Below are 12,614 nucleotides of genomic sequence, written 5' to 3'. Positions count from 1 at the left end.
AAAGCAATTTTTAATAGCTATTAAAAATAAATTCGTAATAATTAAGCGTGTTTTTTGAATTTAGTGCTCCGTCAATTGCGAAAAATTGTTTATTTAATCAGGAATACTATCATAATTTGTTATATTTCTTCAATTCAAATTCATTATTCTTGGTAAAAAGCTTCTTCTGTTGAAAAATCTTCGCATAAAATTCTATTATTTATGTTTAAAACAGGGGGTTTAATTGCTTATATTTGTTCCTCTTTTTTTAGTTAAAATCAGTACGAATATTTTAAAATTATATACATGTCAACATTACGTTTCCAAGCTTTAAAAGAAGCTTCTACCAGAAAGCCGGTACATTTTGAAGAAATAGACAGAAAGTCTAACATTTTTGGTTCAAATGTGTTTAATGAAAAAGCAATGAAGCAATATTTAACTTCAGATGCCTTAAAAGGAGTACGGGATGCTATTCAGCACGGAACTAAAATAGACAGAAAACTGGCCGATTACATTGCCATGGGAATGAAAGAGTGGGCTCTTGCAAAAGGTGTTACTCATTATACCCACTGGTTTCAGCCACTTACAGGAACAACGGCAGAAAAACATGATGCTTTTTTTGAGACCTCTTACGACGGAAGTGATCCTGTAGAGAAATTCGGCGGAGCACAACTGGTACAACAGGAACCCGATGCGTCCAGTTTTCCGAACGGGGGAATCAGAAATACATTTGAAGCCAGGGGTTATACCGCCTGGGATCCGACTTCTCCGGCATTTATCTACGGAACAACTTTATGTATACCAACCGTATTTATTGCTTACACAGGAGAAGCATTAGACAATAAAATTCCGTTATTACGAGCTTTATCGGCTATGGATGAGGCGGCAACAGAAGTGTGTAAATATTTTGATAAAAATGTCAAAAAAGTAACCGCAACGTTAGGCTGGGAACAAGAATACTTTTTGATTGATAAAGCATTAGCCAATTCCCGTCCCGATCTAATGATGACCGGAAGAACCTTATTGGGACATACTTCGGCAAAAGGGCAACAATTAGACGATCACTATTTTGGATCTATTCCAACTCGTGCCTTAACGTATATGAGAGACTTAGAGCAGGAATGTATGCTGTTGGGAATTCCGGTAAAAACACGCCATAACGAAGTAGCACCCAATCAGTTTGAGCTGGCTCCGATTTTTGAAGAAACCAATCTTGCCGTAGATCATAACTCTTTACTGATGGATGTTATGCAAAGAGTGGCAGAGCGTCATGATTTTAAAGTACTGTTTCACGAAAAACCTTTTAAAGGCGTAAACGGTTCCGGAAAACACAACAACTGGTCGCTGGCAACCGATACAGGAGTCAACTTATTAAGTCCGAGTAAGACACCAATGAGTAATTTGCAGTTTTTAACGTTCTTTATTAATACTATTAAAGCAGTTAATGATTACGAAACATTGTTAAGAGCTTCGATCGCAACGGCGAGTAACGATCACAGGCTAGGGGCTAATGAAGCACCGCCGGCCATTATTTCGGTTTTTATCGGGGCACAATTGACAAAAGTATTGTCAGAGCTGGAAAGCGTGACTACCGGAAAATTATCTCCTGAAGAAAAAACAGATTTGAAACTGAATGTAGTGGGTAAAATTCCGGACGTTCTTCTGGATAATACCGATAGAAACAGAACATCGCCTTTTGCCTTTACAGGAAATAAATTTGAGTTCAGGGCTGTGGGTTCCAATGCTAACTGTTCGAATGCCATGACGACGCTGAATGCCATCGTAGCCAAACAATTGAAAGATTTCAAAACAGAAGTTGACCATTTGATTGATTCGAAAGACATGAAAAAAGATGATGCCATCTTTAATGTTTTAAGAGAATACATTAAACAGTCTAAAAAAATACTTTTTGAAGGTGACGGTTACAGCGATGCCTGGGAAAAAGAAGCGGCAAAAAGAGGCTTAAGTAATTTTAAAACCACACCGGAAGCCATTAAAGCTAAAGTTTCGAAACAAGCTTTGGATTTATTTGAAGAGTTAGGGATTTTAAACCATATTGAAGCCGAAGCCCGTTATGAAATTGAACTGGAAGAATACACTAAGAAAATCCAGATTGAAGGACGAGTTTTGGGAGACATTGCCAGAAATCATGTCATTCCGACTGCCATTCGGTACCAGAATACTCTAATCGAAAACGTAAAAGGATTAAAAGAAATCTTCGGAAAAGAGTTTGAAACGATTGCTAAAGAACAAATTGTTTTAATAAAAGAAATCTCAGGTCATATTGAAGGAATCAATTCTAAAGTATTGGCCATGACAGATGAAAGAAGAACAGCCAATCAGCTCACGGATGCGCAAAAAATGGCAGAGGCCTATTGCAATAAAGTAAAACCGTATTTTGAAGATATCCGCAATCACTGTGACAAATTAGAATTATTGGTCGATGATGAAAGCTGGACTTTAACCAAATACAGGGAATTGTTGTTTACGAAATAGTTTTTTTAAGCCACGAATTTTATTTTTATTCTCTAAGGAAATCCTAAATACTCAAAAATCATCCGCCTAGGATGATTTTTGTTTTTGAAAAGAAAAAAATTAGTGAAAATTCGTGTAATTTGTGGCAAAACTTTTTTTTAATCAAACCTGCGAATCATTCAAAGAATTAAAAAAAGGGATTATCTTTGCACCACATCAACACAAACTAATTTTCATGAGTTCAGATTCTAGCAAAAGGTACGCACAAAGAGGTGTTTCGGCATCAAAAGAAGACGTACACAACGCCATAAAAAATATCGATAAAGGTTTATTTCCTCAGGCATTCTGCAAAATTGTCCCGGATTATTTAACTCAGGATTCAGAATACTGCCTGATTATGCACGCAGACGGAGCGGGAACAAAATCATCTCTGGCCTATATGTATTGGAAAGAAACCGGTGATATTTCAGTTTGGAAAGGAATCGCTCAGGATGCTTTAATCATGAATATCGATGATTTATTATGTGTTGGGGCAACCGATAATATTTTGCTTTCCTCTACCATCGGAAGAAATAAAAACCTGATTCCTGCTGAGGTGATTTCGGCCATCATTAACGGAACCGAGGAATTAATCAACGAGTTAAAATCTTTTGGCGTAACGATTCATTCAACAGGCGGGGAAACTGCAGACGTTGGTGATGTTGTTCGTACCATAATTGTAGATTCTACCGTAACCGCCCGCATGAAACGCAGCGATGTAGTAGATAATGCCAATATCAAAGCCGGTGATGTAATCGTTGGTCTGGCTTCTTTTGGTCAGGCAACTTACGAAAAAAGCTATAATGGCGGAATGGGAAGCAACGGACTTACTTCTGCACGTCACGATGTTTTCGGAAAATACCTGGCTACAAAATACCCGGAAAGTTACGATGCGCTTGTACCCGAAGAATTAATTTATTCAGGTCAGGTAAATTTAACGGATGAAGTTGAAAACAGCCCTATAAACGCAGGTCAGCTGGTATTGTCACCAACGAGAACTTACGCACCGATTATCAAGAAAATTTTAGATACGTATACTCCAAACGAAATTCACGGAATGGTGCACTGCAGTGGCGGGGCACAGACTAAAATTCTGCATTTCGTTCAGAACTTACACATTATAAAAGACAATTTATTTCCGGTTCCACCCTTGTTCAAATTGATTCAGGAGCAGTCCAAAACAGACTGGAAAGAAATGTATCAGGTTTTCAACTGTGGACACCGTATGGAAATTTATGTACCCGAAAACATTGCTCAGGATATCATTGCGATTTCAAAATCATTCAATGTGGAGGCGCAAATCGTAGGCAGAGTAGAAGCCGCTGATGCTAAAAAGCTGACCATTACCAGCGAATACGGTACTTTTGAATATTAGTTTTTTTGAGGGGCAAAGGTTCAAAGGCACAAAGGTTCTAAGGTTAATCGCTGTAGAGGCGCACAGCAGTGCTCTAAATATTAATTTATTTCAACATATAAGACTATAAGTTCATTTAAGAATTAGGCTCAGTGGTAAATGTAGGAGTGATGGAAGTTTAATTTGGATTGAGCAAGTCAGACTAAATGAATTCAATTGTCAGACTGAGAGAAGTCGAAGCCCATTCTTAATTTACAAGAACGTAAGCTTCGTTTAGAATGCCAATGGCTTTATATTATCTTATAATCACTAATATGGTAAAAAAAACAAACATATGTACGAATTACTTTTTTGGAGATATTTAGACGAAATTTACCTAAACCATCACGAAGTTTACGAAGCCCTTGTAGAAGAACAGGAGGTAGAAGGCCTGGAGAAACTTCCGGTTGATGTGATCATGAACCGAATCAGATCGGTATTTTCGCAATGGGAAAAAGTAGATGACAACAGCTGGAAAAATACCGCAGGGAAAGGCGCTTTTCAGGTTATAACTACACCACAAAGTGTTAGAATCGACTGCTACGGAACCGAAGGCAAAACGATGAATCAGCTCGTAAGTCTGATGGAAGAATTCAAATGTCCGTTGTACGATCCGCAGGTACCGGAGCGCTATGATGAAATGAGTGAATAATTAAACTTTGCGAAACTTCGTGATATTCTTTAGTCTCTGCGAAATAGCTATAAAACAAAGTCACACAAAGATATCATAGCGCTACACTAAGAATAAAAAAGTATGAGCACAACATCAAATTTCAATTTCTCAGACCCTATCATTTTAGAAGACGACTTCGTTTTATTGCGTCCTTTGCAAGAAACAGACGTCGATAATTTAGTAGAAATCTCGATCAACGAACCGGAAACCTGGAAATATTCCTTAGTCGGTGCCGATGGGAAAGAAAATCTGATCAATTACATTCAGTCGGCAATAAAAAACCGGGATGATAAAAAAGAATTCCCATTCATTGTTTTCGATAAAAAAGCACAGAAATATGCCGGTTCAACCCGTTTTTACGATATTCAGCTGGACTACAAAACGGTACAACTAGGGTATACATGGTACGGCTCTGCATTTAGGGGAACCGGATTGAACAAACACTGTAAATTTCTGTTATTGCAATTTGCTTTCGAAACACTCGGAATGGAACGTGTAGAATTTCGTGCCGATAACAATAACGAGCGCAGTATTGCCGCGATGAAAAGCATCGGCTGCAAAGTCGAAGGCGTTTTAAGAAGTCACATGCCAACTGCCAATAGCGAAATCCGCCGCGATTCCATCGTTCTCAGTATTCTAAGAAACGAATGGTTTGATGAAGTAAAAGAAAACCTAAAAAGAAAACTGTAAAACGTTAATTTCAGGATTAATCAAATACCGAATTACCTTGCCATTACAATTGATTTTTACCATTCCCATTTTGGAATTTGGAATTTAAAATTTGGAATTTATTTTACCCGTCTTTCAAAAGAAGACCCTGTTCTTTTCTTATTTTCTCCACCAATTTAGTAATAGAGACTTGTATTTTCTGGGGTAATAATTTCCAGTTGGCATCCTTTTTAAAACTTCTGCCGTAATCCAAATCAGATTCCACCGCCCTTATCGCATACTTTTTGTCCTTATAAACCGTAATGATTTTAACGCGTTTGATGTACTCATTTTCATCTCTGGTTCCATACACTATAACAGGATCTGTGTAACCGTCCCCGTCAAGATCTTTGGCAGAACAATATTTAGTCCAGAACCAAATATTGGTTTCTCCGGCATCAACCAAATCGTTGATAGCCCATCGCTCCCGAAAACCACCGTGATCATTCATCGCGCAAATAGCCTGGATTTTAGTGTTTAAAGTATCTTTTTTGGAAATAACCTTCCTGTTTTCAAATAAAACCAACTCACAAACACCACTTTTATCCTGAAACTCGTAAGCCCTGTAAATAGGAAAATCACTTAATCCATTGAGTTCTCTCTGGATGATCTGCTCTTTATCTAATATGAAACTGTCTGTTTTTTGCGAGAAAGTGAAGGTAGAAAAAGCAAGAAATACGATTAAAATATAATTTTTCATGAATGGAATGGTCTTGTTAACAGACCAAAGATATTCAAAAGGAATAGAGATTGAAGCATATTTATATTTTTTAAAAGCCATAATTTATTGTAATTTTCAAACATGAAACTGAATTTAAATTTTGGTGGTAATTTCATTGCTATTGATTTAAATTCGGATAATTATTCTTTAAAAAAACTACTTAATGAATATAGTAAACAGTAAAAAAATCCTTTTTGGATCATTAATTTTAATGTGTGGTGTAACTGCGATCCATGCACAGAAAAAAGCAAATACACTTAAAGATTTAATTCAGTATGTGGATCCTATGATTGGTACGGCCAAAATGGGTCATACGTATCCCGGAGCAACCGTTCCGTTTGGAAGTGTACAATTAAGCCCCGAAACCGATACCATCGCGTACGGCTTAAACGGAAAATACAATGGAGAAGTCTATAAGTACTGTGCAGGTTATCAATATGAAGATAAAACCATTGTAGGTTTCAGTCACACGCATTTCAGCGGCACAGGCCATTCTGATCTGGGTGATTTTTTAATTATGCCAACCACCGGAAAATTGCAACTGAATCCGGGAACTGCTTCAAAACCATTATCCGGATATCGTTCCGTATTTTCTCATGCTACAGAAAAAGCAGCGCCGGCGTATTACAGCGTACTGCTGGAAGATCATAACATTAAAGCGGAACTTACTGCCACCACGCGCGTTGGAATGCATCAATATACTTTTCCGAAGTCAGATGAAGCTCATATTATTCTGGATTTAACTTCGGGGATTTATAACTACGATAAAAAGAATGTCTGGACCTTTGTTCGTGTCGAAAATGATACCCTGATTACCGGATACCGCCAGACCAATGGCTGGGCAAGAACCAGAACCGTTTATTTTGCCATGTCTTTCAGTAAACCCATTAAAAGTTACGGACAGGCAGCTTTAGAAAAAAGTGTTTACAGGGGTTTTTGGGGAAGATTTGACCAAACCAAAAATTTTCCGGAGATGGCAGGGCAAAATCTCAAATTGTTCTTTGACTTTGACACAGCCGAAGGGGAGAAGATCAAAATAAAAATAGCTTTGTCTCCTGTAAGTTCTGCCGGAGCTCTTGAAAATATGAAAAAAGAAATTCCGGACTGGGATTTTGAACGTGTTAAAAAACAAAGTCAGGAAGTCTGGAACAAAGAACTGAATAAAATTCAAATCGAAACCCTTCAGAAAGAAGATCTGGTGAACTTTTACACCGCCATGTATCATGCCTTTTTAGGCCCTACAGAATACATGGATCTCGACGGAAACTATAAAGGTTTGGATATGAATGTTCACAAAGCCGAAAACTTTAAAAACTATACCAGTTATTCGTTATGGGATACCTACAGGGCTCTGCATCCTTTATTTAATATTGTGCAGCCCGGTCGAAATTCAGATATGATTAGTTCGATGCTGGCGCATTCCGATCAGAGTGTACATAAAATGCTGCCCATCTGGTCCCACTACGCCAATGAAAACTGGTGTATGATCGGGTATCATTCCGTTTCCGTAATTGCTGATGCCATCGTAAAAGGAAATACCGGTTTTGACCCTGAAAAAGCGCTTCAGGCTTGCGTCAATACCGCCAAAGTGCCTTATTATGATGGTTTGGAATATTATATGAAAATGGGCTATGTTCCCGAAGACAAAAACGGAGCATCAGTTTCCAAAACCTTAGAATATGCGTATGATGACTGGGCGATTGCTCAGGCCGCCAAGAAATTGGGTAAAACCGAAATTTATAAGGAATTCATAGAAAGAGCTAAAAACTATAAAAATGTGTATGATGCCAAAACAGGTTTCATGCGCCCGAAATTAAATGACGGAACTTTTAAGAAAGAGTTTGATCCTTTAGATACGCACGGACAGGGTTTCATTGAGGGAAATTCATGGAATTACAGTTTGTATGTGCCGCAGGATCCTGCAGAAATGATTAAAATGATGGGTGGAAATGACAAATTCAATGTACGATTAGATTCGTTGTTCAATATGCATCTTCCGGATAAATATTTCGAAAACACGGAAGATATTACCAGAGACGGAATCATTGGAAACTACGTTCATGGCAATGAGCCTTCACATCATGTGGTGTATTTATACAACTGGACTAATTCGCCGTGGAAAGCGCAGGATAAGATCAGAATGATTTTGAAAAAAATGTACAGAAACGGGGCAGACGGTCTGGGCGGTAATGATGATTTCGGACAAATGAGTGCCTGGTACATTTTCAGTAGTTTAGCATTTTATCCTGTAGCTCCGGGCTCTGATGAATATGCTTTAGGAAGTCCATTGGTAAAAAATGCGGTCTTTAATTTAGAGAACGGTAAAAATTTCGAAGTGGAAACGGTAAATCAGTCCGATAAAAATGTGTTTGTGAGTAAAGTTCTTTTGAACGGAAAACAATTAGATAGACCTTTTCTGAAACATTCGGATTTACTAAATGGTGGTAAGATCACTTTTTATATGAGTGCTAAGCCGAATAAGAAGAATTATTAGGTTCGATCAGCTAGACCTGAAAGGTTTTTAAAACCTGTCAGGTTTCTGATAAAATTCGAGAAAATTTGTGCAATTCGTGGCAAACAAAAAGAGTAAACATAACAGAGTTTCCAAAAACTTCACGAAATTTGCACTTCAAATAAAATGACAATCCATATGAAAATAAATCTAAAATCGGGAATTGATAAATTGCTTTTCGGAATGAAGCAAAATGATGTAACGGCTGCTTTGGGAAAACCGGATAAAAATTATACAGACGAAGATGATAATGTAATTTTCGTATACAATGCCCAAAAAGTAAGATTGACTTTTTATCAGGAAGAAGACCTGAAATTAGGTTATTTGGTAGCTTCAGGAAATGATCTGGAAATTTTCGGATACAAACTAATCGGAAGAAAAATTGCAGATGTAAAGAAAGATCTGGCTACAAAAGGAATCACGAAATACACTCAGGAGACTTTTGATACGTTCGAGAATTATTTCAACGAAGACAACTGGTTTATTCTTCAGACTGAGTTTGATGAGGTGGTGAAGTTTGAAATTGGAGCCATAATCAATGATAAAGATGAATTTGACTGGAAGTTCCCGGTGAAGAAATAAATTATCCTCAATGTATGTCATTTCGACGTAAGGAGAAATCACATCCAGAGAGCAACGAACTGTAAATACGTAATGCGATTTCTCCTTGCGTAGAAATGACAGGCAGAAGTATTAAGACATAAAAAAAACCGACAATCACTTGTCGGTTTTTTTATGTTTAAGATTAAAAGATTACCCTTTCAACCATGCATTTCTAAGTTTGTCTTTTGAAGCATCTGTAGCTTTAAAAGTTTCTGTTTCTTCAGATGGTAATTTTACGGTTCCTTTTATCGTTTGTGCTGCACCACCACGTTTAATTTCCAGCGTGATTGGATCGTTTTCTTTCCAGTTTTCACTTTCTGTAATTAAATCATAGATGTTTGTTAACGAGTAGGGTTTACTGTTTACGGATACAATGATATCACCGCCTTTTAAGTTTAAATTCCTGAAAAATTCATTTGGTTCAATATCAGGACGAACAGTGATTTCTTTTGTCTGTTTGTCGATACTAATATAAGGTGTTTGTCCTTTTAAGAAAATTGGACCTGGTTTTTTCTCCAGTGATTTTGTTACACCCACTTTAGCCAGATAAACATCGTAAGGAATTGGAGTTGTTCCCTGTACATAAGTCTTCAAAAATTCTCCCACTTCAGGATAAGTCAGTTCTGTGATTTTAGCAAAAAGCTCATTATCATTGAAAGGCTTTTCGATACCATATTCATTCGACAATTTGTGCATTAGGTCAAGAATTCCTCTTTCTCCGTTGCTTTTTTCTCTGATGATAATATCGATACACATTCCGATTAAAGCTCCTTTTTGATATACATTTAAGTATTGGTCTTTATAAGGCTGCTCTAAAACATTAGCGCTCATTACTGTAAATGACATAGTATCATTCAGGCTTTTTGACTGTTGGATTTTATCTGCGATACGCGTATAAAATTCACTTTCATTAATTAATCCCTGATTGATCTGGAAAAGATTGGCAAAATATTCCGTTACCCCTTCGTACATCCATAAATGCTCTGACATTTTTGGTGCATTGTAATCAAAATACTGAATTTCTTTGGAGTGAACAGTCAATGGGGTTACGATATGGAAGAACTCGTGAGAAACAACGTCTTTCATAGATTCTACCAGTTTTTCTTTCGGCATAGATTCCGGTAAAACAACTGTTGTTGCTGTTGGGTGTTCCAAAGCTCCGAAACCATGTGCATCGTCTTTGGCCATGCTTGATAAATACAACAAAACCGTATATTTTTTAGTAGCGTTTACCTTTCCTAAAAAGTTTTTCTGAGCGGTCATCATCGTTTTCATTTCCGGAGTGATGCTTTCTGCGGTAAATTTTCCTGTTGGAGAATAAACAGCAATCAGGATATCCATTCCGTTTACGTTAAACGTTGTGTAATCCGGTTTAGAATACATGATTGGATTTTCAACCAAAACGGCATAACGCGGTGTTGTAAAAACATCGCTGGTTTTGCTAGCATCTTCATCTGTCATTGAAGTCGCTCCCCAAAGTGTTTCAGGATGTGTAATGGTAACTTTATAAGGAACATTTAATTTGTCCTGAAAATAACCTACAAAACCGTGTGTGTTCACCATGAAGTTAACTCCGGCATTAATGTTGGTTCCTGCAGGTGAGAAAACGTCATCATTACCAAATCCGGTTCCTTTTTCAGTGTCAAAAGTATCCCCAACCAGGTAGGTTACTTTTTGTAATGTCTTTGCATTTGAAATCGACCATGAATTATCGTCAATTCTTTTTACGGTCAATGCAGTTCCTTTAGCATCGTATGCCTTAAAATCATCAGAATATTTACCGTAATTATCGGTAGAGTATGTTCCGGGTACTGTTTTTGGAATGCTGTAAATTACTTCATCTGTTTTGATTTCCGGTGCTGTTACGGTTACCAGAACTTTATCGTCTTTTACATCAGTAAGATTAATGTTAACGTCTACAGTATTCTTTTTGGCAGCTCCGGCAGAACCGGTTTTACAGCTCCAGAATGTTACTGCGAGCGCTAACGTGTAAATTATTTTTTTCATTTGCTTGAGTTTAGTTATTTGTGTTTGACTTACAAAACGTAAAATTGTTACAGAATTCTTATAAAACTTATAAAAATAAAAAAAAACTCCTGAATTGCAGGAGTTTTTTCTAGTCTAATTTGTTCTTTATATAATATTTGCCATCCAAATCTTCATCAAAATCATCTATTTTAACGGGTTTTGGTTTTGGTTTAGTTGCTAAAGCTTTCTTTTTCCACATCTCAAATTTTTCAAGAGGCATTTTCTTCTTCAAGATCTCCAGTACTTCTTTTTCTGCCAATCCAAACTCTTTTTTTATAATTTCAAATGGATTTTTTTCTTCCAGGGCTAACGAAACCAGTTTTTCCGTTTGTTCCCAATTCAATTCTTTGCGGTTACTCTTTTTCATCACGTGAAAATTAATTCAAAATAGGGGTTAATGATTAGTAGATTGATTTTCAATTTATATATCAATATTAATAAAAAAAATAACTACTTGGTACGATCGGTGCTACTTTTTTTATGATTTTTAATTGTTTTTTGCAGATCTGGTTTTTTGAAAGGGAATATGAAGTAATTTTTGCAGTTTGTTATTTTCATCCGGCAGCATATGTGTGTCTACGCCATAGATTAAATCTTCCTTCGGTAGTGTTGTAAAAGTTCCGAAAAGACGATCCCAAATCGAAAATATATTCCCATAATTACTGTCTGTATAAGGCAAAACATAATGATGGTGTACTTTATGCATATTGGGCGAAACGATAAAATAGCTCAGCATTATATCGAGTTTATGAGGTAGTGAAATATTGGCATGATTAAACTGAGACGCTACAACCGATAGGGACTGGTACAAAAAGACCATCCACATTGGGCTTCCAACGAATAGTACTCCAAAAGCAGTAAATAAAAACCGGATCACACTTTCTCCCGGATGATGCCTGTTGGCCGTCGTTGTATCGATCCAGGTATCCGTATGGTGAATAAGATGGAAACGCCATAAAATTTTCACTTTGTGTTGGGTGAAATGGGCTAAATAAGCGCCAATAAGATCTAACAGCAGTAATCCGATAATAGTATACAGCCAAATTGGAATTTCAGGCAGCCAGTTTAAAATACCAAAGTGATTTTGAGTCGTCCATTCAGCCGTTTTAATCAAAATAAAAGCCAAGATAAAATTGACAACAATGGTCGTAAAGGTGAAAAAGAAATTAATCCCCGCATGATTCCATTTTTTATAATTCATCTGAAATAAGGGAAACGTATTCTCGATCAACCAAAAAAGAGTGATTCCCCCAACCAGAATTAAACTTCTATGAGAGGAAGGAATCGTACTAAAATATGCAATTATTTCATTCATGATCGTATAGTATATTCGATCAAATTTAATTAATTTAATGAAATAAAGGTATGAATTTTAACAGATATGTAATTGTTTAAGAGTTGTTTATGGCTATTAAGTATAAAAAAAGGGAAAAGTGAAATTTTATTTTCACTTTCCCTCTATTTGTATAGGATATCGTACTTA

General features: G+C 36.8%; 10 protein-coding genes. 6 read left to right on the top strand and 4 right to left on the bottom strand.

Annotated features, from left to right (window positions below):
- Window positions 1–285 precede the first annotated feature (285 nt).
- The 4 genes from EV142_RS11260 (at window position 286) to EV142_RS11245 (ending at window position 5,249) form a co-directional block, all read left to right on the top strand.
- Complete coding sequence (locus tag EV142_RS11260) at window positions 286–2,475, top strand: glutamine synthetase III family protein (RefSeq protein WP_132035664.1); 2,190 nt, start codon at window positions 286–288, stop codon at window positions 2,473–2,475.
- A gap of 214 nt (window positions 2,476–2,689) precedes the next feature.
- Window positions 2,690–3,868, top strand: coding sequence for an AIR synthase related protein (locus EV142_RS11255; protein ID WP_132035661.1), 1,179 nt, complete (start codon window positions 2,690–2,692; stop codon window positions 3,866–3,868).
- Window positions 3,869–4,181: 313 nt separating this feature from the next.
- Window positions 4,182–4,538 carry a hypothetical protein gene (locus tag EV142_RS11250; protein ID WP_132035658.1) on the top strand — a complete coding sequence of 119 codons (357 nt, stop codon included), beginning with the start codon at window positions 4,182–4,184 and terminating at the stop codon, window positions 4,536–4,538.
- 102 nt (window positions 4,539–4,640) lie between these two features.
- Window positions 4,641–5,249 carry a GNAT family N-acetyltransferase gene (locus EV142_RS11245; RefSeq protein ID WP_132035655.1) on the top strand — a complete coding sequence of 203 codons (609 nt, stop codon included), beginning with the start codon at window positions 4,641–4,643 and terminating at the stop codon, window positions 5,247–5,249.
- Between the two features lie 103 nt (window positions 5,250–5,352).
- Here the strand turns inward: EV142_RS11245 and EV142_RS11240 are convergent, their stop codons facing one another.
- Complete coding sequence (locus tag EV142_RS11240; RefSeq protein WP_132036274.1) at window positions 5,353–5,967, bottom strand: M949_RS01915 family surface polysaccharide biosynthesis protein; 615 nt, start codon at window positions 5,965–5,967, stop codon at window positions 5,353–5,355.
- 184 nt (window positions 5,968–6,151) lie between these two features.
- Between EV142_RS11240 and EV142_RS11235 the strand changes: the two genes are divergently transcribed.
- Both EV142_RS11235 and EV142_RS11230 read left to right on the top strand, forming a co-directional pair.
- On the top strand, window positions 6,152–8,482 hold the full coding sequence (locus EV142_RS11235; protein WP_132035652.1) for a GH92 family glycosyl hydrolase: 2,331 nt from the start codon (window positions 6,152–6,154) through the stop codon (window positions 8,480–8,482).
- Window positions 8,483–8,638: 156 nt separating this feature from the next.
- Complete coding sequence (locus EV142_RS11230; protein ID WP_132035649.1) at window positions 8,639–9,082, top strand: hypothetical protein; 444 nt, start codon at window positions 8,639–8,641, stop codon at window positions 9,080–9,082.
- A 171-nt stretch (window positions 9,083–9,253) separates the two neighbouring features.
- Here EV142_RS11230 and EV142_RS11225 read toward each other — a convergent pair whose 3' ends face one another.
- From EV142_RS11225 to EV142_RS11215, 3 genes are all read right to left on the bottom strand, one after another.
- Window positions 9,254–11,110, bottom strand: a complete 1,857-nt coding sequence (locus EV142_RS11225; protein WP_132035646.1) for a M61 family metallopeptidase — start codon at window positions 11,108–11,110, stop codon at window positions 9,254–9,256.
- A gap of 109 nt (window positions 11,111–11,219) precedes the next feature.
- Window positions 11,220–11,498 carry a DUF2805 domain-containing protein gene (locus EV142_RS11220; RefSeq protein WP_132035643.1) on the bottom strand — a complete coding sequence of 93 codons (279 nt, stop codon included), beginning with the start codon at window positions 11,496–11,498 and terminating at the stop codon, window positions 11,220–11,222.
- Window positions 11,499–11,618: 120 nt separating this feature from the next.
- Window positions 11,619–12,446: a sterol desaturase family protein gene (locus EV142_RS11215; protein ID WP_132035640.1), complete on the bottom strand. Its 828-nt coding sequence runs from the start codon at window positions 12,444–12,446 to the stop codon at window positions 11,619–11,621.
- Window positions 12,447–12,614: the final 168 nt, after the last annotated feature.

Origin of the sequence: Flavobacterium circumlabens, assembly GCF_004345565.1 — a bacterium.
Lineage (GTDB): Bacteria > Bacteroidota > Bacteroidia > Flavobacteriales > Flavobacteriaceae > Flavobacterium > Flavobacterium circumlabens.
This window is presented reverse-complemented; position numbering and strand designations above follow the sequence as displayed.

Excerpts from the sequence above, each read along its gene's own strand:
- EV142_RS11260 (WP_132035664.1), top strand. The coding sequence starts at position 286 with ATGTCAACATTACGTTTCCAAGCTTTAAAAGAAGCTTCTACCAGAAAG.
- EV142_RS11255 (WP_132035661.1), top strand. The coding sequence starts at position 2,690 with ATGAGTTCAGATTCTAGCAAAAGGTACGCACAAAGAGGTGTTTCGGCA.
- EV142_RS11250 (WP_132035658.1), top strand. The coding sequence starts at position 4,182 with ATGTACGAATTACTTTTTTGGAGATATTTAGACGAAATTTACCTAAAC.
- EV142_RS11245 (WP_132035655.1), top strand. The coding sequence starts at position 4,641 with ATGAGCACAACATCAAATTTCAATTTCTCAGACCCTATCATTTTAGAA.
- EV142_RS11240 (WP_132036274.1), bottom strand. The coding sequence starts at position 5,967 with ATGAAAAATTATATTTTAATCGTATTTCTTGCTTTTTCTACCTTCACT.
- EV142_RS11235 (WP_132035652.1), top strand. The coding sequence starts at position 6,152 with ATGAATATAGTAAACAGTAAAAAAATCCTTTTTGGATCATTAATTTTA.
- EV142_RS11230 (WP_132035649.1), top strand. The coding sequence starts at position 8,639 with ATGAAAATAAATCTAAAATCGGGAATTGATAAATTGCTTTTCGGAATG.
- EV142_RS11225 (WP_132035646.1), bottom strand. The coding sequence starts at position 11,110 with ATGAAAAAAATAATTTACACGTTAGCGCTCGCAGTAACATTCTGGAGC.
- EV142_RS11220 (WP_132035643.1), bottom strand. The coding sequence starts at position 11,498 with ATGAAAAAGAGTAACCGCAAAGAATTGAATTGGGAACAAACGGAAAAA.
- EV142_RS11215 (WP_132035640.1), bottom strand. The coding sequence starts at position 12,446 with ATGAATGAAATAATTGCATATTTTAGTACGATTCCTTCCTCTCATAGA.